The organism is Mucilaginibacter robiniae (genome assembly GCF_012849215.1).
GTDB classification, from domain to species: Bacteria; Bacteroidota; Bacteroidia; order Sphingobacteriales; family Sphingobacteriaceae; genus Mucilaginibacter; species Mucilaginibacter robiniae.
In genome coordinates, this window is the sequence record NZ_CP051682.1 from 295,934 (window position 1) to 318,642 (window position 22,709).

The following is a 22,709-nucleotide window of genomic DNA, read 5'->3' on the forward strand; positions in this document are numbered from 1 at the left end:
TGCTCTGCGATGTTTGTTCCGGGTAAACCCGCAACGCACAACGCATTACTCGTAACTTACTAACTGTCCCACTGTTGTCTTCTCAGTTTTTCAATTACTTCTTCCAATATGTCAAAGAACTTTTTGTGATTAGAATCAAGCGCTTAGAATCAGGATGCAAGACTTTTTATTATCTTGACTCTGTATTCTATATTCTTGAGTCTGTACCACATCGTGGAGAATAACGGATTCGAACCGTTGACCCCCTGCGTGCAAGGCAGGTGCTCTAGCCAGCTGAGCTAATTCCCCATAAGAATAGTTGTTAGTTACCGGTTATTCGCTCTCCGCGCTTTTCGCTTGGAACTTTTAACCTTGAACTTTCAACCCTGCCAGTAGTAGTCTCGAGCAGATTTGAACTGCTGACCCCTACATTATCAGTGTAGTGCTCTAACCAAACTGAGCTACGAGACTTTGGTTGGTATAACAGCCACTCTATATTGCTATAGTACTGATATGGCTTTTTCTTTTGGGTTTCTCTTTTCTTCTTTTAATCTTAAGAAATACATGTGCGTAGCAGAATTCTCTATCCTTACTGGCCTTCTTTCGTCTCTTCTTGGTTGAATACTGCTCCAGAAAGGAGGTATTCCAGCCGCACCTTCCGGTACGGCTACCTTGTTACGACTTAGCCCCAGTTACCGGTTTTACCCTAGGACGCTCCTTGCGGTTACATACTTCAGGTACCCCCAGCTTCCATGGCTTGACGGGCGGTGTGTACAAGGCCCGGGAACGTATTCACCGCGTCATTGCTGATACGCGATTACTAGCGAATCCAACTTCACGGGGTCGAGTTGCAGACCCCGATCCGAACTGTGAACAGCTTTTTGAGATTGGCATCCTGTTGCCAGGTAGCTGCCCTCTGTACTGCCCATTGTAGCACGTGTGTAGCCCCGGACGTAAGGGCCATGATGACTTGACGTCGTCCCCTCCTTCCTCTCTACTTGCGTAGGCAGTCTGTTTAGAGTCCCCACCTTAAATGCTGGCAACTAAACATAGGGGTTGCGCTCGTTGCGGGACTTAACCCAACACCTCACGGCACGAGCTGACGACAGCCATGCAGCACCTAGTTTCGTGTCCCGAAGGACTGATTCGTCTCTGAATCATTCACTAACTTTCAAGCCCGGGTAAGGTTCCTCGCGTATCATCGAATTAAACCACATGCTCCTCCGCTTGTGCGGGCCCCCGTCAATTCCTTTGAGTTTCACCCTTGCGGGCGTACTCCCCAGGTGGAATACTTAACGCTTTCGCTTAGACGCTGACCGTATATCGCCAACATCGAGTATTCATCGTTTAGGGCGTGGACTACCAGGGTATCTAATCCTGTTTGATCCCCACGCTTTCGTGCCTCAGCGTCAATCGCACTTTAGTGAGCTGCCTTCGCAATCGGTGTTCTGTGACATATCTATGCATTTCACCGCTACTTGTCACATTCCGCCCACTTCAGCTGCATTCAAGCCCATCAGTATCAAAGGCACTGCGATAGTTAAGCTACCGTCTTTCACCCCTGACTTAATAGGCCGCCTACGCACCCTTTAAACCCAATAAATCCGGATAACGCTTGGATCCTCCGTATTACCGCGGCTGCTGGCACGGAGTTAGCCGATCCTTATTCTTACCGTACATTCAACTTCTCACACGTGAAAAGGTTTATTCCGGTACAAAAGCAGTTTACAACCCGTAGGGCCGTCTTCCTGCACGCGGCATGGCTGGTTCAGAGTTGCCTCCATTGACCAATATTCCTTACTGCTGCCTCCCGTAGGAGTCTGGTCCGTGTCTCAGTACCAGTGTGGGGGCCATCCTCTCAGATCCCCTAGACATCGTCGCCTTGGTGGGCCGTTACCCCGCCAACTAGCTAATGTCCCGCATGCCCATCTTTATCCTATAAATATTTGATCATTATGCAATGCTGCACTGTGATTTTATGCGGTGTTAATCTCTCTTTCGAGAGGCTATCCCCCTGATAAAGGTAGGTTACATACGTGTTACGCACCCGTGCGCCACTCTCATGAGCCCGAAAGCTCAATCCCGTCCGACTTGCATGTATTAGGCCTGCCGCTAGCGTTCATCCTGAGCCAGGATCAAACTCTCCATTGTAAAATGTTTTGTTTGTATCCAGACCCTATTACTCAAAATAGAAATCTGATTATTTGTATCTTTATACAGTATTCAGAAGTTTAACTTAAAGGTTTGTTTTTCTTGACAGAGTGTAGTACTTCTACTACCTCCCGCTACGCTACATGTTACTTCTTAAAAGAACTTTCTCGCCGCCGCATCTCGCTTAGGCTTTTATATCTGTCATCATTGCGATGAATAGACTTTCTGATTTTTAATCCATCTTCGTTGCGAAGATTTCTTTTTTTTTATTTTCCCTTTCGTTGTGATTGGGAGTGCAAAGGTAAAGCTTTTTTCTTTTTCTCCAAATTTATTTTTTAATTTTTTTCGGAGCTTTCCGCCTTTTCAGCGTACTTCAGAACTTTTCTGGCTTTCAGTTTGCGAGTGCAAAGGTAAGTTTCTTTCTCTTTCGTGTCAAGTACTTTTTTAAAGTTTTTTTTAGCCTACTTTCTCAGCTAAATCCCTGGCACTCCAGCTCCCCTTCCGCCGCTTCAGCTTCCAGGTCCCATTTCCCTTTTTCCCCTCTTTCAATGTACTAACCGTCTCGCTTCCGAAACGGAGTGCAAAAGTATATCTTTTTATACCTCCCGTCAAGTACTTTTTGAAAAAAGTTTTAGCAGCATCTTCAAACTTACGTTTCATTCATTTGATGCCCCTGCTCTACTCGCTTCAACCCTAACCTTTCAATGTACTACCCGCATCCTCTCGTTTGCGGTGTGCAAAGGTAGATTTATTTCCCCATCCCGCAAACAATTTCCTGCCTTTTCTTGTTATGCCTCGTTAAACCGCTGAACTTAAGTCACTTTAATTGATGTGCGCCTGCATGGCCCGGGCTTGCCTCTCGCCCCAGTTATATATATGGTAGAGTTTAAGTATTAATAAACCATCCATATATACACAAGCGTGTTTTACCTATTATAAAGGCATGAAATTTTCACCAAATACACTTTCGTCTATTCCTACAAACGAGTAGTGTTTGGGTAAATACCAGCTAATGGCTTGCATGATACTTCTATACTCATCTTGTGTTTTGAAAGTTTGTGGTGTTAAATTGAATACCAGATCTTGAGTACTGTCTTTACCATCTTGCTTGTCTCGCATCATCAACAAAACTTTTGGATTCTCAACTCCATTTATTTTCAACAATTCTGCAAGCAGTTGTCGTGTTTGCTGAGGCAGAATTGCTTCTGAAGGTTGGCCGATCATTACTTTTTCGTTTTTGTCAATGGTTTCATCATTAACGCGTCTTGAAAATGGCGTTTTTTCAGTTGTATAGAACGTTTTATTCAGATGCAAATTCAGTATATCGCCATACGAGAAAACCCAGTCCACACTGTTCGGTGTCGGATTGATTACAACGCCAAAGCCTGAGGACAGCAGAAAATCATCTTTCATTTTGTCAATTACATAGCATTGAAAACTTTTATTAGGTTCAGGCAAAAACAACTGAAAATATAGAAACCCATCTGGGCCTGTTATTACCTGTGGTTCTCCGCAACGAAAACTTGCTTGTATAACGTTTTGTAAAAAAGCTTTTTGCCAATTTTCGTCACGTTCTGACTTTGGAGTTTGAACCAAATTATACACCAGTTCTGTCTTCTCCAAATCGCCAAGATAAGGTTCGTTATGTTGTTCTGCAGCATTTTCAGTTTGCTGATTAGTTTGTTGTTGCGGCTCCTTTTTCTTTAAAAAGTCGAATAGTCCCATTTTATAAAATGTTGTTAATTATGAAATACTTCTATACAACTATTAACACGTCAATATATCCATGTTTTACAAGTTTGCTACGAAGATATAGAAACGACATCTATTTGGTAGTTATGTACCAATGGCAGGTTAGATTAAGGCAGTGAGTAGCAGTACACGGATTGACTATAGTTATTTGAATAAAATATGTCATACCCAATCACAATATACTGATTTAAAGTGTTAGGTAAATTATGAGTGATATTAAACTTACAAGTCAGTTAAATAGTGAAACTATAGACCGAGTTATAGAAATGGCTTGGGAAGATCGTACGCCCTTTGATGCTATACATGCGCAGTTTGGTTTAACTGAGAAGGACGTTATTAATTTGATGCGCAGGGAGATGAAACTATCAAGTTTTAAAATGTGGCGTGCAAGGGTTCAAGGCAGGCAGACCAAACACACCAAACTTCTAAGCAAAACAATAACTCGATTTAAAAGTAATCTACAAAGGCAAATTACACTGAACAAGATCAGTAAGCGAAGAGGATAGTACTAATCTAAGTAGATAAATCAAGAAGCATTTCTATAAATGATTTTTGAGTGCATGTAGCTCCTATGCGATTTTATAAACAAACGATAAGTGGTAGATACCTGAATGAAACATAATTATCAGTCAAATCATCTAGTTGATCTTTCCACAGTTTATCATTTGTACTTCCTGAGTATCATTCAGGTTGTACACGTTAGTGTTTACAAATGCAGGAAAGCTTACATTCTCCAACTTTACAGCAGTTTTCGGCTTTTTGCCGTTTGCATAAAATTTCACATTTTCTAATCGAAAATGCTGCACGTTTGATGCTCCCAAAGCCCATGGCGCTTCTGTTGTTGCATTAGTAAGGTAGTGAATTGAAAGGTTCTTAAAAAGAATGTTTTTGTAAGTGTAGCCAGCATCACTATGTACAGCTATAGGGCGTTTAATGGAATCTGCTGTTATATTTTCAACAACAATATCTGTAGCGTTGTTTCCTTTATGCAATTCGAAAATGAAAGGATTATCCATGTTGTGCATTTTTAGGTTTGAGATATGAATACCTTCTAAATCTCCTTTAACCATTCCCCATCCACCTGGCTGAATGTAAATGCCTGCCAGCATATTAGTTCGGTGTAATTTACCGGAGGTTCGGTGCGGGTATTTTCCCGGACCGATGAAGCGGCAATTTGTTACCTGAAAATCTTTTACAGGCATGATAACCCGAATGCCATTACAGGATGAATTGATAGTGCAATTTTTCACCAGAAAGTTTTCCCAAAACCCGCCAGCAATGGCATCATCGCCAGTTTGCAAATCGCAATGCTGCAAAAGAATATTTTTGCCGCCCCGAATATGTATTCCGTCCCACCCTTGCTGAATATGAATGCCTTGAAAAGTTGCATTTTGCAGGTTATAAGCCAGCAAGGCATAATTGGCGGCTTTTTCTATAGTGATATTCTCAAACTTAATGTCTTTGCAGTTTGCTAAAACTATAGTGTGCGGACCCCGCATACTTTCCTCACCTTGAGCGTTGAATACATGTTCCCCATCTATAATGCCACTACCTGAGATAGTAACGTTGCTTGCACTTTCGCCTATAATCAAAGCTTTGGTCCATACCGTATCGTAAGCACTATTAGCATTATTCCCGGTTGCGCTTACTGTATTATATCTGGAAAGATCAGTTTTAGGAATGAACGAATGATATAGGTTTATATTAGAAACACCTTTTAAAACAGCGCCTTTTTTCAATTCGATATTTACATTGCTCTTTAAATAAATAGTTGCAGTCAGAAAAACCCCTTTGGGAATAACAACTGTGCCACCACCCTCATTAAAGCATTTGGTGATAGTTTGATTAATGATATCCGTATTCAATGTTTTATCATCCCCTTTGGCCCCAATATCTTGTATATTATAGCGAAGGTGTTGTGCAAACGACAACGACGGTATAATCCAAAATAACAATTTAAGGATGATGTTAAAGAAAGGCTTTTTGATCTTACGGGTAATATAGGTCATAAATGATGTATGCAAATAGCTTAACGAGTTTTCAAAGTAAAGAAATTTGGTAATAACTATTCGCGAAAAGCATAGTTGATGATATTTGCTTTTAATCCCTCCATTATTATTTCGGTAGCTTATCATAAATGCACCACTAAATGCCTATTACATACCCGTGTACTTCAATGTTAGAGCGACTACTCTTTTTTGATTTGCATTGGAGAATCATTTGGGTTGTTTGTATTTACCACTAATGAAAGCGAATTATTTTTATGATAGTTGTAAGTTAAATCTAATTTTGACTTATTGAATTGCTACAATATATTATGGTGCCTATATCGCATTTTGAAGTAAAATATTAATTTAGATTTAAATCATAAATAATCCGTTTTACGACTCATATACAATTCACCTCTTAAAATAAATTTTAAAGAGACAAATATGTGTATCAAAACCATCATAGTAACCATGATAGATAGTAGGTCAATAAATGGCGTTGGATAAAATAAGTCAAAGAAGTTTTTTACGACTACTCCAAATAATACAATGATAGCAAAACAGAAGATAAAATATTTGAATACAAAAGGTAAACCTTCCTCATTTTTCTTTACTAATGTTGTAAGATTTGGCAACACTTCATTTTGAACGTCCATTGAAATATCTAACAATAAGTCGCTGCTGTATTTAGCATCCTTATATTTCTTTCTGTCAAATCTTTTGGCACTGCTTACAACAGGCTTTGCATGTGCTTGATTGCTAAAATCGAAATGGTTTTCATAATTACCTCTTTCGTTGTCAAAAACGTACCAGATAAGATTATTTTCAGTAAATAACTCCCACATTTTAAGTTCTTTGCTTGAATATATGTAATTGGCTGAATGAGTAGCTAACATGAATGGTGGATTATAACCTCCTTCAATGTAAAAACTGTGTAATTGAAGGTAAAGTTTAAGAAGAATCTCACTAAAATTTGAGTCAACTATATAATTTTTGACCTTCAAGTGTAAATCTTCGTCATTGGAAGAATTGAAATTCTCCAATTCTTGAAAAGTGATTTTAGATGTAATTCCCCTGGCATATCGGGCGAAATTTGGAGCAGTAAATAGTGATGGGTCATAAATTAAATTGCGACAAATTCTTCTAAATTCAGTTAGCTGATTACTATAATCTCTGATTGCTACTATTCTGTTATTTTTCTCTTGTTTAATGGCAACGACTTTTGTAATTAGGTAAGTGATGATTAATGTTGACAATAAGAAACATATATTGACATAGTAATTACTAATCTCTTTTGCTTCATGGTCTAAATCAGTTATTGATATATCTGAAAATTTTAAGCAGAAAGCGGTTGTCAAAAGTGGTAGACAAGAAACCAGTATTGCCCAATAAAATGGCATACTTAACTGCATCATAAATGGAGTTTGCAATAGTCTATCTTTAAAACTTGGGTATCTTAATTTGTAAGTTTTTCCAGCAATTGTTAGATTAACTTTAAACGATTGATAATTGCTTTTAAAATATGAATCTATTGCATCAACAAGCTTTTTAGGATTTGATGCAGTATCTATTTTTACTATCAATACACCTTTTTTAACCACCAAGTTTTTTAATAGACCTGCCGGATTATCAATATTTAGGTCTGATAAAATTTTGAAGAGTAAGTTAGTAAGTGTTACGTCTATAATCACGTTCGAAAAGTACGATATATAAGATAATTTAAATATATTAAGCCGCTAAACCGCTTTTACCAATCAACTCTCTATATTTAATCCTTGCCCGATTGGTTGTTCTGATAGCCAAATCAAACCTCCTGCAATCATCTAAATCCTTACTGTTATACCGAAAATTCATTTCATCACAATATCGTTGCAGATGCTTGAAGCTAATATACCTGTATACGCCGTAATACATACGTTTTAGGCTCGTCCATGAACCTTCTATAGTATTGGTAGATTGATACCCTCTGTTTGTTAATCAACAAAACCGCCATCGGCTTTTTGCACTAAGGTCAAGTCGGTTAAAGGGAACCAATCAACCTTGTGTGTTGCTTCATTTCCGGCAAAATGTGAGCATTTGGCTCTTTGCCCATCTTCACTGATTTCTTCTACATTCATTCGTAATCCACCGTTAACTGAAGGATTTTCATGTCTCACATAATCACCTTCCTCAATCGAATAATTCATGGGATTAGAACTTCTATATGGTATGAAATGTTTAAAAAATGTAATTGAAATTTTTCAGCAAACTGCGATATCGACACCGAAATTTATATAAAGTAATTTCAGTTAAAACAATAAAGCAAATCGCCATTATCTTCACGCTATTCTAATTTAATATTTGGTTGATTTATGTACAGCAATTAACTGAAAATATATTAAATTACTTTTGTACGGATAAATGATGCCAAATAAAAGCCAACATATTCCTGTTAACACATTGCCTGCTGGTACCAGAAAAGGAATAATGATTGGAAGAACGTCGTTCAACGGTTTACCAAATGCTAAAGAGGTAGAACAATCGCACCGAGACAATGGACATTTATTTATCTTACAGGAAAAAGGAAGTACGCATATTGAGATTGACTTTCAAAAACATGTAATAGAAGCATCGTCTGTTATTTATATACACCCGAATCAAGTGCACCGCCTGATAGCATTTGAAAATGCTACGATTAGCAATTGGATAATTACCGCTGAAAATCTTCGGCCAGAATACCTGAAATTATTGGAAGACCTCACACCGGTGGATGTATTGCCTTTAAAAGCAGAGACACTATCTACTATTTCAAAAGCTGCTTCTTTATGCATTGAATTATCTGAACGGAAACATGAGAAACTATATGATTCCATCTTAAAAGAAAGTTGCAATATTTTAGTTGCACTGATTACATCGCAGTATTTAACTCACTATAAGTCAACCGATACCTACTCTCGGTTTGAAGTTATTACCAGAGCGTTTAAAACATCTCTGGAATATAACTTTACAACAGTTAAAAGTCCTGCGGAATATGCTAAAAGCTTGAATATATCCACCCCCTATTTGAACGAATGTATTAAAACAACAACTGGTTATTCCGTTTCGCATCATATACAGCAGCGTATTATTTTAGAAGCCAAACGCCTGCTTTATCATTCCAATAAATCCGTAAAGGAGATTGCAGGTGAACTGGGCTATGATGACTACTCTTACTTTACGCGGTTGTTTGTTAAAATTTTAGGTATAACACCATTGGCTTTTCGAAGTAAAAACCTCGTTTAGTCCTATACTTACTATGGATCAACATTGTTTGTACTGACCTTATGGTATTCCTTTGTATCAACATAAATAAAATACAAATGGAAGCACCAAAATCTATAAATCTATTACACAATAAGCAAATTGCCATTGTAGGCGGTGGCCCTGGTGGATTGACCTTAGCTAGGCTATTACAGCTCAAAGGAGCAAACGTGAAAGTTTATGAACGGGACTTTAGCAAAGAAGCACGTGTACAAGGTGCAATTGTTGATTTGCACTTTGATTCCGGATTGAAAGTAATAGAAGCCGCGGGTTTATTAGAAACTTTCAAAGCTAATTACATGCCAGGTGCCGATAAATACCGCATGGTTGACAAGGACGCCAATATCTGCATGGATGAACATAATCAAGAATCTAGTGCCGATTTTGGTGATGAACATTTTAGACCGGAGATTGACAGAGGAGCACTTCGAAACGTTTTGATAGATTCGCTATTGCCAGATACAGTGGTTTGGAATAGTCAACTTGTAAGTATGCAGTTGGTCAATAACATTTGGGAATTACAATTTAAAAGTGGAACAACAGCTTTAGCAGATATTGTGATCGGTGCAGACGGGTACAGATCAAGAATTCGTTCTCATGTAACAGACATTAAAGCTCTGTACTCAGGTGCTACCATCATTCAAGGTGAAATAGATTACCCGGAGAAGGATTGTCCTGAAATGTACGAGTTAGTTAACCAAGCTAATCTTATTGCTATGGGTGCAGGAAAAACTATTGCAGTACAACCAAGAGGTGACGGTGGGTTAACGTTCTATGCGGCATCTCTATATCCAGAAAATTGGATTAAAACCAACGGTATAGACTTTAACAACCCCGAAGAAGTGTATGCTTATTTGGTTAAGTTTTATGAAGGATGGAGCCACCTATTTCTTACACTTTTCAAAGCATGTACCCGTTTTGTTCCCCGGCCATTAAACTATTTTCCTTTAGACCAACATTGGGATACTAAAGCAAACATCACACTCATTGGAGATGCAGCTCATTTAATGCCACCTTCAGGTGAAGGCGTCAATACGGCTATGCTGGATGCGTTAGATCTAAGCGAATGTTTAACCAATAGTGAATTTAAAGATGTACAAGCTGCCATCACTGCTTATGAAAAACAAATGCGGGAAAGAGCTATCATACTGGGGAAAGAGGCACTGGACGGAATAAAGGACTTTGCCTCTCCTACTGATGAATCGATTAAGAAGCTTGTACAACAGTTTACTTAAAAAACTTTCAAAAGAGATTTTACAAAACAGCCGGAAACCAAAGAAATAAAGACCCTGCAAAAATTAGAAGTGCACAGTACTATTTCTGACTATCTAAATTTGCAGCTTAAATAAGCGATGATAATATATGTGCATATTGATGCTAAAATTTCATAGTATCTTGCGTATATCATATAAAAATTGAAGCATCAGCACAGATATTTTTGCGGTTGCACCAATAAATCTAACTTCGTTTATACCACACTTTCCTATGTTATCCGGTCATTCCGGCTTCAATTATTAGAAGGTACTTAAGCGAAAAAAACCTGTATGTCTGAACAAATCATCCTGAAAGGAATAACCTGGAACCACAGCCGTGGCTTTGTGCCCATGACGGCCACTGCCCAGCGTTTTTCTGAATTAAACCCCGGTGTAGAAATTATATGGGAAAAGCGCTCGTTGCAGCAATTTGCCGATTTCTCTATCGAGCAATTGGCCCAGCGCTATGACCTTTTGGTGATTGATCACCCTTGGGCTGGCTTTGCCGCCAATACTCGCACCATTTTACCATTCGACGAATTTTTATTGCCTGAGTTTCTGGAAGACCAGAAAGCTAATACGGTAGGCGAATCTTATATCAGCTATAACTTTTTGGGGCAGCAATGGGCATTGCCTATTGATGCCGCTACACCTGTAGCTGCCAGTCGTCCGGATTTGTTGACGGCGCACGGCACCGATCGTCCTTCAACTTATGATGAGTTGATTGAACTTGCTCAGCGCGGCCTGGTGGCTTGTCCGCTCATTCCGATTGATTCATTAATGACCTTTTATACCTTTTGCTGCTCACTGGGCGAAGATCCTTTTCAGCGTGAAAATGAGGTGGTGAGCCGCGAAATTGGTGTTCAAGCTTTGCAAATGTATCGCCAATTGGCGCAATTAGTTGATCCGGCTTGCTTTAACTACAATCCTATTAAGGTGTATGAGCGTATGACCATGAGTGATGATATCGCTTATTGCCCATTCGCCTACGGGTACTCTAATTATTCGCGCGAAGGCTACGCTAGGCGAGTGCTGCACTTTAATGATATGGTAACACTAGACGGTAAAACCAATTTGCGCTCTACATTAGGTGGTACAGGTTTAGCCGTATCCGCACAAACCAAGCATGTTGATGTAGCCATGCGCTACGCCGAATATGTAGCATCGCCAAGTTGCCAACAGGGCTTATTTACCGATAATGGGGGCCAGCCGGGGCATCTCAGCGCCTGGACCAGCGAGCATACCAATGCTTACACCCATAATTATTTTAAAAGTACTTTGCCTGCTTTACAACGTGCCTACTTGCGCCCACGTTATAACGGCTCCATGCATTTTCAGGATTTTGGCGGCGACGTAGTGCGTAACTATCTGATGAACGGCGGAAGCGAACATGATGTGCTGAACGCTTTAAATAAATTATTTGGCGAATCGAAAGGAAACATACAACATGGTTAAGCCTTTAGAAGGATTGGTAGTATTAGAGTTTAGCCAGTTTATGGCCGGCCCTACAGCCGGACTGCGCCTGGCTGATCTGGGTGCACGGGTTATTAAAATTGAACGCCCGGTGAAGGGTGAAGCCGGCCGGCAGATTGCCATACGCAATATTTTTGTAAATGGTGATAGTTTAGTATTCCATACCATCAACCGCAATAAAGAATCATACGCGGCCGATCTGAAAAATCCTGATGACCTGGAAAGGGTTAAAAAACTCATTGCACAAGCTGATGTAATGACGCATAACTTCCGTCCTGGCATTATGGAAAAAATCGGGCTGACCTATAAAGATGTACAAGCCATTAACTCTAAAATAGTTTACGGCGTAGTAACCGGCTATGGTAACAAAGGCCCATGGGCACAGCGCCCTGGACAGGATTTACTCATCCAATCGCTCTCAGGATTAACTTATCTGACAGATACTCATGATGCCGGTCCGGTGCCTTTTGGTTTAGCTGTGGCCGATATCATGTGCGGCTCGCACTTGGCACAGGGCATCATGGCAGCGTTAATTAAACGTAATAAAACGCAAAAAAGCGTTTTAGTGGAAGTAAGCCTGTTGGAGTCGGTGCTTGATCTGCAATTCGAAGTTATTACCACGCACCTTAATGATGGGCAAAAACTGCCGCAACGCAGTAGCGTAAAGGGTACTGGTCACCCATACTTAAGTGCGCCGTATGGCATATACTCTACTCAAGACAATTACCTGTCCTTGGCCATGGGCGATTTGCATAAAATTGGTGATGCCCTGGGCATCAACCTGCGAAAATATGAAGAGCGGGCGACTTGGTTCGAGCATCGTGATGAGATTATGGAGCTGATTTCGGGCCGCTTGAAAGAGAAACCAACGGCTGAATGGCTGGACATCCTGGAACCATTGGACATTTGGAGCTCTGCGATATTAACCTACGCCGAAAGCCTGAACCATGAAGCTTTTGAGGCCATGGGCATTAAACAGCAAGTATTATTGCCCGATGGCAGTGCGCTGAATACTACGCGCTGCCCAATACGCATTGACCACACACGCTTGTATTCTTCTGTTGCAGCGCCGCGTCCTGGTGTGCATACTGATTTAATTAATCAACAATTTCATTTAACTGAAGCATGAGACCATTAGAAGATTATATAGTGGTTGATTTCAGCCAATTTTTATCGGGGCCCTCAGCCGGTTTACGTTTGGCCGATTTAGGTGCCCGTGTTATTAAAATTGAACGCCCGGAAACGGGAGACATTTGCCGGCATCTATATACCTCAAACGTAATTATGAATGGGGAATCGTCGGTGTTTCATGCCATCAACCGTAACAAGGAAAGCTTTACTGCCGATTTAAAAAGTGAAGCCGACCGTGCCCATGTTTGGGAATTGGTAAAAAAAGCCGATGTAGTAATGCATAATTATCGCCCTGGTGTAATGGAGCGTTTAGGATTTGATTATGAAAGTGTAAAAGCTGTAAATCCGGATGTCATTTATGCTGAAATATCCGGTTATGGAAACATAGGGCCCTGGAAGGATAAGCCAGGACAAGACCTCTTGCTGCAATCACTCACAGGTTTAACCTGGTTAAGCGGCAATGCCGGCGGCCCGGTGCCCATGGGCCTATCTATTATTGATATGCTGGCAGGTACGCATTTAACGCAAGGTATATTAGCTTGTTTAGTGCGCCGGTCGGTTAAAGGTGAAGGCGCTTTGGTGCAGGTAAGCATGCTCGAATCGGCTTACGACCTGCAGTTTGAAGCCGTGACCACCTATTACTATGACGGCTTGTTACCGCAGCGGTCAGAAACGCATAATGCACATGCTTATTTAGGAGCTCCATACGGCATTTATCAGACAGCTAATGGTTATATGTCTTTGGCTATGGGTTCCATTCCCCAATTAGCTCAGTTGTTAAAGTGTAATGCACTGTTGCCTTATAGCGAAGTTGCGCAAGCTTTTCATCAGCGCGATGAAATCAAGGCCATCCTGGCTGAGCATTTGAAAACAGGTACCACCGAAAGCTGGCTGGCAGTATTACAACCGGCCGACATTTGGTGCGCCGAGGTATTAAGCTGGGACACGCTCATGGAGCAGGAAGGCTTTAAAGCATTGGAAATGGTACAGAAAGTGACCATGAAGGATGGTTATCAATACCGCACCACCCGTTGCCCTATTCGTATGGATGGTGAATTACTGACTTCTGATATCGGCTCACCGGCATTAGGGCAGGACACGCAGTCCATTTTAAAAGAAATTATATCCTGAAAACGATAGATATGAGCAGCCCTGATACCATTAGAATTGCCGTGCGTAAATTTGGCCCATTTGAAACTGCCCTGCAGAAAATATGGGACAGCTTTTGTGAAGAAACGAGCTGCACCCTGAGGGCTGAAATGGTGCCGATGGATTTAGAAGAGCTTTACGCCTCGGCTATTGAACACCGAGGTTTGGCTAATGGTGACTGGGATATTGCACACGTGGTAACCGATTGGCTTTACGAGGCCTGGACCACCGGTAATCTGGAAGACCTCAAACCCTATATTGATCAAAAACCGCCAGTTGATTTTCCTATCGGGTGGAGCCCTTCATTAAGAGCTTCTCAGCAATATGGCGATGGCATAGCCGGGCTTCCATTTCATGATGGCCCGGAATGTTTAATTTATCGAAAAGATCTGTTTAAAGACAGCCGCGAGCAACAAGCATTTCATGAGCTGCATGGCAAACCGCTGCAAGTGCCCCGCACCTGGGAAGAATTCCAAACCGTAGCTCGCTTTTTTAACCGGCCTGAGCAGAATTTGTACGGAACTGTTTTTGCAGGTTACCCGGATGGGCATAATACCGTCTTCGACTTTGTGCTGCAATTATGGACCCGCGGTGGTGAGCTAACCAACACAGCCGGAAATATCATTATTGGCACACCGCAAGCGGTAGAAAGTCTCCAATTTTATAAACAATTGTTGAATGATGCCGGTGCTGTTCACCCCGGTTCGTTGAATTATGAGTCGGTAGCGATGGGTATGGCTTTTGCCCGTGGTGAGGTAGCCATGATGGTAAATTGGTTTGGCTTCGCTTCCATGTGTGAGGTAATACCCGAATCGAACGTGAAAGGCAAGGTAGACATCACAACGTTACCTTCAGCGCCAGGATTTGCATCCGCTTCGCTTAACGTTTACTGGCTGTATACCATTGGCAAGGGCAGCCGGTATAAGCAAGTGGCCTATGATTTTCTACGTTTTGCCATTAATCAACGCAATGATAAATTGGTTACTTTGGAGGGAGGCATTGGCTGCCGTGTTTCTACCTGGAATGACTACGGCGTGAATGCCATTATTCCATACTATTATAAATTGGAAGAGCTGCACCTGGTTGCCCGTTCGCTGCCACAAAAAAGCAACTGGGCCCACATCGCTAAAATAATTGACGAAGTGGTGCTGGCAGCTATTAACACCGATACACCGATTATTGACCTGCTAAAACAAGGGCAGCAAAAAATAGACAAATTAACCGAATAATTGCATGGAAATACCGTATAAACCCACATTGCCGCAAAATCCAGCGCCAATCATCATCATCGGCGCTGGCGGTATTGTGACCGATGCACACCTTCCCGCTTATCGAAAAGCCGGTTTCGAAGTGGCTGGCATCACCAACCGCACCCGTGCCCGCGCCGAAAAAGTAGCAGCTGAGTGGAACATTCCGAATGTATATGATACGGTTGCCGATGCCGTTGCCAACGCGCCGGCCAATGCCGTTTATGATATTACCATAATGCCCGAAAAGTTTGTGGAAACACTGGAACAACTGCCCGAGGGCAGTGCCGTTCTAATTCAGAAACCGATGGGCGATTATTTTTGGCAAAGTAAAGAGATACTGGAAGTTTGCCGTCGTAAAAAACTGGTAGCCGCCATTAACTGCCAGTTGCGTTTTGCTCCATACGTGAGCGCCGCCCGGTGGATGATTGAGCAGGGTCTAATTGGTAAACTTTATGACCTAGAAGTACGCGTAACTTTGGAAACTCCATGGGAACTGTTTCCTTTCGTGATGGTGCACCCAAGGTTAGAGATACAATATCACAGCATCCATTACATTGATCTGTTGCGTTCGTTTTTAGGCGATCCAAAATCGGTAATGGCTAAAACACTGAAGCATCCTGCAAAGAAGCTCTCATCATCACGGTCAACCATTTTACTGGATTATGGCGACACCATGCACGCGGTTATTAATACCAATCACGATCATTCTTTTGGTCCGCATAACCAGGAAAGTTTCATTAAATGGGAAGGCACTAAAGGTGCCATCAAAGCTCGTATGGGTTTGCTGATGGACTATCCGCACGGCGTGCCCGACAAGTTTGAGTATGTGATTATAGAAGAAGGCAAAGCCCCCGAGTGGAAAGAAGTGAAATTGGAAGGTTCCTGGTTCCCTGATGCCTTTATCGGTACCATGGGCAGCCTGATGCGTTACAAAGCAGGCGAAACCGATGTACTACCCACTAACGTGGAAGACGTAATCAAGACCATGGCTGTGGTGGAAAGCGCTTACCAAAGCAGTGATAATGGTGGCGTGCCATTAAGTGATAAATTAAAGGAAGTGGTCTAAGTCTTACCCATCACACCGAAGGGAGGGCCTAAAAGGGATTTGTTATTTCGATTAACGATGAAATCTTATATAAGCGACAGGCCATGCAAAAGAACGGTACAGACGCGCAAGATTTCGAATGATAACTCAAAATGACAAATTTTAAATATAAATATTAACGAACAAAAAATAGATCGAAATCGAACATTCGACTTCCGAAATCAAGAGACATGTATTTTAAATCAACTTTTTACGAAGACTATACTTTAGGCGACAAACGCGTTACGCTTGGTCGTACCATCACCGAAACTGATTTTGTGGTACATGCCGGCCATACAGGCGACTTCTTTCCGCATCACTTGGATGCTGAGTGGTGTGCAACCCAGCCGTTTAAACAACGTATTGCCCATGGTACCATGATATTTGCTATTGGCATTGGCTTAACTGCATCTGAAATTAATCCTGAAGCATTTAGTAAAGGTTACGATAAGCTGCGTTTTGTAAAGCCAGTATTTATAGGCGATACCATCCATTCAGAAATTACCATATCAGAAAAGGCCAATGCCAAAAAACCTGAATATGGCACCGTAACCGAACACGTAGAAGTAATAAACCAGCATGGAGAAGTGGTGCTAGTGTGTGACCACCTGTTACTCGCTAAAAAAATCAACGTATAATATGGCCAACATTAGCTCCAGCGCAGGAAGCACTGTAATGGAAGAATCCGAATTAAAAGGAAAAAACCTGCTGTTACCTTTTGTGCTTATTTGCTCTTTGTTCTTTTTGTGGGGTATGGTACACAATACCGATGGTATACTTATTCCCCATTTAAAAAAGGCTTGTCAGTTAAGTAACGCACAATCTACCTTAGTAGACACGGCAGTTTACCTGGCTTATTTTTTAATGGCTATCCCCGCAGGTATATTGCTCAAAAAATTAGGGTACAAAAAAAGCATTCTGGTAGGGCTTTGCCTGGCCGCTGTAGGCGCTGCATTATTTATACCGGCTGCCAATGCGCTTACTTATTTAGGCTTTTTGGGCGCATTGTTCATCATTGGTTGCGGCATAGCAATATTGGAAACCGCAGCTAATCCATACGCTGCCGTGCTTGGAGATCCGGCAAAATCTACTACCCGTTTAAATTTAGCAGCGGCATTTAATGGCTTGGCAGCAATGGTTGGTCCGTTAGTAGGCACAATCTTTATCCTTTCAGGTAAAAGCCTTACGCAAGCCCAGCTCAATAAAATGCCATCTGCCAGCCGTACAGCTTACTTACTGCACGAGGCTTCATCAGTAAAGGTACCTTATGGTACATTGGCAGCTGTATTACTGGTAGTAGCTTTTTTATTCTGGATAATTAAATTACCTGAAATTAAAAACGTTACCAAAGAACAAACTACAGGCGGTAGCTTTTTGGGCACTTTAAGGCATAAACATTTAACCTGGGGGGTTATAGCGCAGTTTTTTTACGTGGGTGCACAAACTTGTGTTATCAGTTTTTTTATTAAAATGGCCATTCAGGGCGGAGGCTTTGATGAGAAAACTGCCGGCTATTACCTGGCTGTTTACGGTGCGTTCTTTGTAGGCGGCCGCTTTGTTGGCACCGCTATTTTGCAATTTGTTAAAGCGTCAAAATTGTTGGCTATTTACGCGGCGGCGGCGGCCTTGCTTTGCGGAATAACTATTTTGATACAAGGTGTGTTCGTGGTATATTGCCTTTGGGGTATCGGTTTCTTTATGTCCATCATGTTCCCAACCATTTTTAGTTTAGGTATCGATGGTTTAGGGGAAGATACAGCGCCTGCGTCATCGTTCATGATTATGTCTATTGTGGGCGGTGCTATAATACCTTATATCATGGGTATGGTGGTTGATTTAAGTCATGATAGAATACAACCGGGTTATATCATACCGCTGCTATGTTTCCTTGTCATCATCTACTTTGGCCTCAACGGCTATAAAATTAAAAAGCATCTGATTGCCGAATAAAGGAGAGAATAACCGGAAAATATTACCTTAAAACGCCGAACGACCTTTTACGCGTGTGATGAACAGTACTTAGAACATTATTATTATTACGACATGAGAAATCCAGTTAAAATGCTTGGTTTCGCTTAGGAATAATCACAGTCTTTCCTTAGAAAAGCAACCCCCTGTTTTTAACATTCATCTATCAGACCTCAAGAAAACAGGGAGCATCCTGAACGGGCGAAGCCTGCTACCGGACAATTTTGGCGTTCTTCCTAAGCGACGTAATTTCAGCTCACCTTCAACAGCTGCGTACGAAAATCCCGAGATTGAAAAAATCTCCGGTGAAATAAGATGCCTTCACGAAACAACTGCCACAACATGGAAACCCCGCAGTTAGCCAGCGCAGAATTAATGAACAAGTCCTGCTTGGCTTGGTCAATGCTTTGGCCAGCGAGCAACTCGGCGTGTCGCCATCCTGTTCCGAGGAGGTCAGCAATTTCTTAAACTCCTCCGTAACTAAAGGCAACTTTTCTACAGACCAGTACAATTCAGAAGCAGACTGACTAATATTGCCTAAAGTGGATAAAATAACCTGCCCACTGATACAGCTGTTGCCAAAACCCATCCAGTACTGGACGCGGTTACGCCCGTAATGCTCCCCGACCAGTAAGTTCAGCATTTTAGCTATTTCAAACTTATCGTGTACGGTGTCCACACAGATAATCGTTAGGGTGGCAATGGCGATATGTGTTTACGCAATAAAAAGAAAGAGCCAACGAAAACCTTTTTACAGTTATTGATTGGAACAGTAATTAACTTGAGCTGAAATCATGGACATCTATGATTATATCATGGCCAGTATTGATAGTGAGGTTTTTATCAAATCTACCATCTTGATCAAAGGAGCGGACATTATCAAGATGAGCCCGAGAGCGAACGAGGAGATAATAGCCTCGACACTTCCAGGGGGAGCAATAGGCGACCATTGCAAGTACTTCAGGGTAAGTGAGAGCTATGTCAAGTGGGATCTGAGTTATGCTAATTACTGCATGTACCTGGCTACCATACCGAATTATTAAGGTAAGGTTAAGGATGGAAAGGAAGTTGAGGATGAACTAGATGAGTTACAGTAGAATTTGGGTGAGTAAAAAGCTAGTTCTAAAAACACATATGAAAATTATGCCTCCACATGTTCGTGGCCATATTTTACAGTATGGCGAATTTTTGCAGCTTTCAAATCTTCAATCCGCTTAGCTTTCTGCTTTTCAACCTTACGTATATCATTCCTCCGATTCAGGAATATCGCAAAAGTCAATATTGTGATACTGGCTAAAATGCCAAAGGAAACAAATATAAATGCGCTCGTACTCCTAAAATTAAAGTTGATGATATCAATATATCACCAAAGACATAAATGTTTGCATGTACAATAGAATTAACTTCTTCATATATTAAAAAGCATAATGTTGCTCCACTTCATTACCACTTCCCCTAGCGCGCGAGCATGCAGGGCCAGAAACGTGGCCAGCTACTCGTGACTTACCTGCTTAGGAACAAGCAGCTATCCTCACTACTCAACAATCCTATACACCCATACTTATTGAATATACTTAGAAAATCCTTTGCCGCCGGTATACACGCAGGCAGACATGGCCGGGCCCTTAGTATCGTCAAAACTTTTGTCGCTGCTCCATTGCTGTTGGCCCGTGAGTAGGTTAACGGACAAAAATAGATTAGGCGTTCCCGGAACGAATGGAGTTATGCCCGAAGCAGGCCAATAAACCTTAAAGTAAAATATCCTATTACCGGCAATAAGGTACTCAGAACTCACTCCTCTTTGTTCCTGTTCGAAGGTGACCAGCTCAGACGACAGATCAGCCGGCAAGATACCGTACCGACTACTGGCTAAATATCCGTAAAACTTGGCTGTTTCTGAATGCGTTTGACTAATGATGAGCTTATTGTTCCACATTTGCGTGATCACATTAGTAGTAGGCACCAAAATATAGCCTTCACCAAACTTAATACGTTGTTTTTCTGTACCTGAGGCAATGTCTACTACGCTCAAAAAATCCTGGTTAAAATCATAGCCCGAGTAGGCGCTTGGCCTGTAATGCCCGGTTTTAATATAGCAAACAGTAGGCGTAGCATAAAGCAACTGCGACCGAACGATAGTGCCTGCACCGTAAAATAACGGTATGTTTATCGTGCCTGCCGTGCCGATGATCACGCCGGTGGCCGCATTATAAATGGTATTGCCTGCTATAAAAGCGCCATCGTTAATGGCATTGAGCGACAACGGCGCTGCGGCAGCAACGCTCCATTTGGCTGTCCCGGTTTTGGCATCCAGCGCGGTAAGGTGCGTGACATCAGTTAATACATAAACTACCCCATTGTAATAATTCAGTTGTACCGGCGCACCCGGCAATTTATATTTCCATAAAAAATCGTTGGTTTGCCGGGTAGCATCCAGGGCATACGCCTCGTACGAAGTTGTGTTTTCTTGCTTAACGCCAAAAAATGTTTGCTGGTGCAAAATTGGGGTAAGGGCGTTGTTAAGGGCATCAGTCCATACCAGTTTGCCGGTAGCCATGTTAATAGCGTTAATTTTATGGGTTTGCAGGGTATACAACAGGTCGTTCCCAGTAACCGGGTAACTCCAGGTGGTACCCGCATCTGCCGGGTAGGTGTATTTGGTAACCGATGCACCCGTGGCCGCATTGAGCACAAAAAGCACGGTAGCGCCCGAAGTTTGATCGACCGTATTAACAAACAATACCGAATCGGGCAGCGGAACAGCGCTCACAGGTTTTTCGGGATCGGGTTTTACGACCTTGTCTTTCTTACAGCTCAGCAGCGATAACAAAATACAAAGGATGATAAGGTAAGGTATTTTCACGAATGATGTGTTTATGGGCAAAGATAATGATTCACAAAGCCTTTGCAATCCCCCAGATTGGGGGATTATGTGGGTGAGTGTTTGTTTCTTTGGGTGCAGGTATGCGGGGGGGGACGGGTTGCGTGAAGGGTTTTGTGGTGGCAAGTTTTTGGAGGTTCGGGTAGCTATTGCGTAGGCGCGAATGTGCAGGGCCGAAATGGAATTACAACAGTTTATTGGAGAGATTTACCAGGCAGACATTTTGTTTTTTATTAAAAGCTGTTCATACTGACAAGGTGTGAGATAAGTCAGCGCTGAATCCTTTCTTTGGCGGTTGTACCAAACCTCGATATATTCTAACATAGCCAAACAGGCTTCGGCTTTATTTAGAAAGTATCTGTGGTAGACCATTTCTGTTTTTAGGGTTTTGAAAAAGCTTTCCACGACAGCATTGTCCCAGCAGTTACTTTTTCGGCTCATGCTTTGCTGAATAGGGTACTTCTTTTAATTTACGCTCCGTTGAACTAATGGGATGTTTTAACTAGTAATAATAACTGCTGGAACTTACACCCAGCACCTTGCACATCTTTTCTACGGTATATTCAGCTCGGTGAGCCTTTATAAATCCGAATACTTGCCCTCTCCTCTGGAAAAGATGCTGACTGCCTTTTTTTAAATTATTACGCTCTGCTGTGCCCCCTGGGTTCTTTTTGTAGTCTTCTGATCTCTTTTTGTTCATCGCTTATGCTTGCGGATAATACAGCACCCGTACCATTACTTTTATACTGGTTTTTCTACCCATCTGATCCGGCCCGGATCTATGCCCAACTCCTCAGCCGCCTCCTTTACTGCCACTTTAACACTAGATAACTCTACTGCCATCTTCTTAAAAGATTCATCGTACACCCGCTTTTCATTATAGCGGGAGATTTAATCTCTTGTTTAAATCTGCTTGTATTTTCACTCCAATTAAATGTAGAAACTCCAGTCACCCTTAATTAATAAATCAATAAAAGAAGCATACAAACAACTGCTCAGCGATAAGAGTGATGATTATACCGATATTTTTTGCAACTGTATAATTGGTAGATTAAAAACTATCTATCCATATTCCATCTTAATTCCAACACCAAGAGACGTTATAGTTCAAATTAACTCCAAATGCAAATCGAAAATTAACCAATGGAACTAACAAAACACTACTGCTTAGAAGCTAGAGGTCATAAATTCGTTTTCACCTTGCTAAAGCCCTTTTTGAGCTATCTATAGATGCTTGTGCAAGCTATGTGCAAACAGAGCAACGTTGTTAATAATTTAATGAACTGCAATGCAAGTTAAACTGAAATATCCAGTTTTGGAAATCTAATCTCATGTACTATCCATATGCTTGTTGATTAAGTGAAACGATGT

Annotated in this window: 19 protein-coding genes, 2 tRNA genes, 1 rRNA gene and 1 pseudogene; 11 read left to right on the forward strand and 12 right to left on the reverse strand. The window is 41.6% G+C overall.

The window, feature by feature from the left end; all coding sequences use genetic code 11:
• Positions 1-214: 214 nt before the first annotated feature.
• The 5 genes from HH214_RS01375 to HH214_RS01395 all read right to left on the reverse strand — a co-directional run bounded on the left by HH214_RS01375 (position 215) and on the right by HH214_RS01395 (position 3,855).
• Positions 215-288 (reverse strand) — tRNA-Ala (locus HH214_RS01375).
• 87 nt (positions 289-375) lie between these two features.
• Positions 376-450, reverse strand: a tRNA-Ile gene (locus tag HH214_RS01380).
• Positions 451-612: 162 nt separating this feature from the next.
• Positions 613-2,130: ribosomal RNA gene (locus tag HH214_RS01385) — 16S ribosomal RNA — on the reverse strand.
• A 456-nt stretch (positions 2,131-2,586) separates the two neighbouring features.
• The gene (locus HH214_RS01390; protein WP_169605634.1) at positions 2,587-2,790 is read right to left on the reverse strand and encodes a hypothetical protein; all 204 of its coding nucleotides are present in this window, start codon (positions 2,788-2,790) and stop codon (positions 2,587-2,589) included.
• A 273-nt stretch (positions 2,791-3,063) separates the two neighbouring features.
• The gene (locus HH214_RS01395) at positions 3,064-3,855 is read right to left on the reverse strand and encodes a hypothetical protein (protein ID WP_169605635.1); all 792 of its coding nucleotides are present in this window, start codon (positions 3,853-3,855) and stop codon (positions 3,064-3,066) included.
• 233 nt (positions 3,856-4,088) lie between these two features.
• Between HH214_RS01395 and HH214_RS01400 the strand changes: the two genes are divergently transcribed.
• Positions 4,089-4,388, forward strand: a complete 300-nt coding sequence (locus HH214_RS01400; protein ID WP_169605636.1) for a TIGR03643 family protein — start codon at positions 4,089-4,091, stop codon at positions 4,386-4,388.
• Positions 4,389-4,520: 132 nt separating this feature from the next.
• Here the strand turns inward: HH214_RS01400 and HH214_RS01405 are convergent, their stop codons facing one another.
• The 4 genes and pseudogenes from HH214_RS01405 to HH214_RS01420 form a co-directional block, all read right to left on the reverse strand.
• A complete protein-coding gene (locus tag HH214_RS01405; RefSeq protein WP_169605637.1) occupies positions 4,521-5,891 on the reverse strand; it encodes a glycoside hydrolase family 28 protein in 1,371 nt (456 codons plus the stop codon).
• 356 nt (positions 5,892-6,247) lie between these two features.
• On the reverse strand, positions 6,248-7,561 hold the full coding sequence (locus HH214_RS01410; RefSeq protein ID WP_169605638.1) for a hypothetical protein: 1,314 nt from the start codon (positions 7,559-7,561) through the stop codon (positions 6,248-6,250).
• Between the two features lie 37 nt (positions 7,562-7,598).
• Positions 7,599-7,817, reverse strand: a pseudogene (locus tag HH214_RS22280) (transposase); the annotation flags it as partial.
• A gap of 26 nt (positions 7,818-7,843) precedes the next feature.
• Complete coding sequence (locus HH214_RS01420; protein ID WP_169605639.1) at positions 7,844-8,056, reverse strand: hypothetical protein; 213 nt, start codon at positions 8,054-8,056, stop codon at positions 7,844-7,846.
• Between the two features lie 214 nt (positions 8,057-8,270).
• Here HH214_RS01420 and HH214_RS01425 point away from each other — a divergent pair, with 214 nt between their 5' ends.
• From HH214_RS01425 to fucP, 9 genes are all read left to right on the forward strand, one after another.
• Complete coding sequence (locus HH214_RS01425) at positions 8,271-9,131, forward strand: AraC family transcriptional regulator (protein ID WP_248282178.1); 861 nt, start codon at positions 8,271-8,273, stop codon at positions 9,129-9,131.
• Positions 9,132-9,208: 77 nt separating this feature from the next.
• Positions 9,209-10,384, forward strand: coding sequence for an FAD-dependent oxidoreductase (locus tag HH214_RS01430; protein ID WP_169605640.1), 1,176 nt, complete (start codon positions 9,209-9,211; stop codon positions 10,382-10,384).
• Between the two features lie 309 nt (positions 10,385-10,693).
• On the forward strand, positions 10,694-11,857 hold the full coding sequence (locus HH214_RS01435; RefSeq protein ID WP_169605641.1) for an ABC transporter substrate-binding protein: 1,164 nt from the start codon (positions 10,694-10,696) through the stop codon (positions 11,855-11,857).
• Positions 11,850-13,004 carry a CaiB/BaiF CoA transferase family protein gene (locus HH214_RS01440; RefSeq protein WP_169605642.1) on the forward strand — a complete coding sequence of 385 codons (1,155 nt, stop codon included), beginning with the start codon at positions 11,850-11,852 and terminating at the stop codon, positions 13,002-13,004. Before HH214_RS01435 ends, HH214_RS01440 begins: the two co-directional genes overlap by 8 nt.
• On the forward strand, positions 13,001-14,137 hold the full coding sequence (locus HH214_RS01445) for a CaiB/BaiF CoA transferase family protein (RefSeq protein ID WP_169605643.1): 1,137 nt from the start codon (positions 13,001-13,003) through the stop codon (positions 14,135-14,137). The genes HH214_RS01440 and HH214_RS01445 overlap by 4 nt, the downstream gene beginning before the upstream one ends.
• Before the next feature lie 11 nt (positions 14,138-14,148).
• Positions 14,149-15,384 (forward strand): extracellular solute-binding protein, encoded by a 1,236-nt coding sequence (locus HH214_RS01450; protein ID WP_169605644.1) that lies wholly within the window; start codon positions 14,149-14,151, stop codon positions 15,382-15,384.
• A 4-nt stretch (positions 15,385-15,388) separates the two neighbouring features.
• Positions 15,389-16,471 carry a Gfo/Idh/MocA family protein gene (locus HH214_RS01455; RefSeq protein WP_169605645.1) on the forward strand — a complete coding sequence of 361 codons (1,083 nt, stop codon included), beginning with the start codon at positions 15,389-15,391 and terminating at the stop codon, positions 16,469-16,471.
• 209 nt (positions 16,472-16,680) lie between these two features.
• Complete coding sequence (locus tag HH214_RS01460; protein WP_169605646.1) at positions 16,681-17,127, forward strand: MaoC family dehydratase; 447 nt, start codon at positions 16,681-16,683, stop codon at positions 17,125-17,127.
• 1 nt (position 17,128) lies between these two features.
• Positions 17,129-18,439, forward strand: a complete 1,311-nt coding sequence (gene fucP, locus HH214_RS01465; RefSeq protein ID WP_169605647.1) for an L-fucose:H+ symporter permease — start codon at positions 17,129-17,131, stop codon at positions 18,437-18,439.
• Between the two features lie 280 nt (positions 18,440-18,719).
• Here fucP and HH214_RS01470 read toward each other — a convergent pair whose 3' ends face one another.
• Entirely contained in the window at positions 18,720-19,136 is a 417-nt protein-coding gene (locus HH214_RS01470; protein WP_169605648.1) for a ubiquitin-activating E1 family protein, read from the reverse strand.
• A 115-nt stretch (positions 19,137-19,251) separates the two neighbouring features.
• Between HH214_RS01470 and HH214_RS01475 the strand changes: the two genes are divergently transcribed.
• Positions 19,252-19,500 (forward strand): hypothetical protein, encoded by a 249-nt coding sequence (locus tag HH214_RS01475; RefSeq protein WP_169605649.1) that lies wholly within the window; start codon positions 19,252-19,254, stop codon positions 19,498-19,500.
• Positions 19,501-20,018: 518 nt separating this feature from the next.
• Here the strand turns inward: HH214_RS01475 and HH214_RS01480 are convergent.
• Together HH214_RS01480 and HH214_RS22285 are read right to left on the reverse strand one after the other, a co-directional pair.
• Positions 20,019-21,320, reverse strand: a complete 1,302-nt coding sequence (locus HH214_RS01480) for an outer membrane protein assembly factor BamB family protein (RefSeq protein WP_169605650.1) — start codon at positions 21,318-21,320, stop codon at positions 20,019-20,021.
• 225 nt (positions 21,321-21,545) lie between these two features.
• Positions 21,546-21,779: an IS3 family transposase gene (locus tag HH214_RS22285; RefSeq protein ID WP_169605651.1), complete on the reverse strand. Its 234-nt coding sequence runs from the start codon at positions 21,777-21,779 to the stop codon at positions 21,546-21,548.
• Positions 21,780-22,709 lie beyond the last annotated feature (930 nt).

Bases quoted from the DNA above. Each gene is read 5' to 3' on its own strand.
- HH214_RS01450 (WP_169605644.1), top strand. From the start codon at position 14,149: ATGAGCAGCCCTGATACCATTAGAATTGCCGTGCGTAAATTTGGCCCA.
- HH214_RS01400 (WP_169605636.1), top strand. From the start codon at position 4,089: ATGAGTGATATTAAACTTACAAGTCAGTTAAATAGTGAAACTATAGAC.
- HH214_RS01445 (WP_169605643.1), top strand. From the start codon at position 13,001: ATGAGACCATTAGAAGATTATATAGTGGTTGATTTCAGCCAATTTTTA.
- HH214_RS01440 (WP_169605642.1), top strand. From the start codon at position 11,850: ATGGTTAAGCCTTTAGAAGGATTGGTAGTATTAGAGTTTAGCCAGTTT.
- HH214_RS01390 (WP_169605634.1), bottom strand. From the start codon at position 2,790: ATGAAACGTAAGTTTGAAGATGCTGCTAAAACTTTTTTCAAAAAGTAC.
- HH214_RS01460 (WP_169605646.1), top strand. From the start codon at position 16,681: ATGTATTTTAAATCAACTTTTTACGAAGACTATACTTTAGGCGACAAA.
- HH214_RS22285 (WP_169605651.1), bottom strand. From the start codon at position 21,779: ATGAGCCGAAAAAGTAACTGCTGGGACAATGCTGTCGTGGAAAGCTTT.
- HH214_RS01430 (WP_169605640.1), top strand. From the start codon at position 9,209: ATGGAAGCACCAAAATCTATAAATCTATTACACAATAAGCAAATTGCC.
- HH214_RS01475 (WP_169605649.1), top strand. From the start codon at position 19,252: ATGGACATCTATGATTATATCATGGCCAGTATTGATAGTGAGGTTTTT.
- HH214_RS01420 (WP_169605639.1), bottom strand. From the start codon at position 8,056: ATGAATTATTCGATTGAGGAAGGTGATTATGTGAGACATGAAAATCCT.
- HH214_RS01405 (WP_169605637.1), bottom strand. From the start codon at position 5,891: ATGACCTATATTACCCGTAAGATCAAAAAGCCTTTCTTTAACATCATC.
- HH214_RS01435 (WP_169605641.1), top strand. From the start codon at position 10,694: ATGTCTGAACAAATCATCCTGAAAGGAATAACCTGGAACCACAGCCGT.
- fucP (WP_169605647.1), top strand. From the start codon at position 17,129: ATGGCCAACATTAGCTCCAGCGCAGGAAGCACTGTAATGGAAGAATCC.
- HH214_RS01425 (WP_248282178.1), top strand. From the start codon at position 8,271: ATGATGCCAAATAAAAGCCAACATATTCCTGTTAACACATTGCCTGCT.
- HH214_RS01455 (WP_169605645.1), top strand. From the start codon at position 15,389: ATGGAAATACCGTATAAACCCACATTGCCGCAAAATCCAGCGCCAATC.
- HH214_RS01395 (WP_169605635.1), bottom strand. From the start codon at position 3,855: ATGGGACTATTCGACTTTTTAAAGAAAAAGGAGCCGCAACAACAAACT.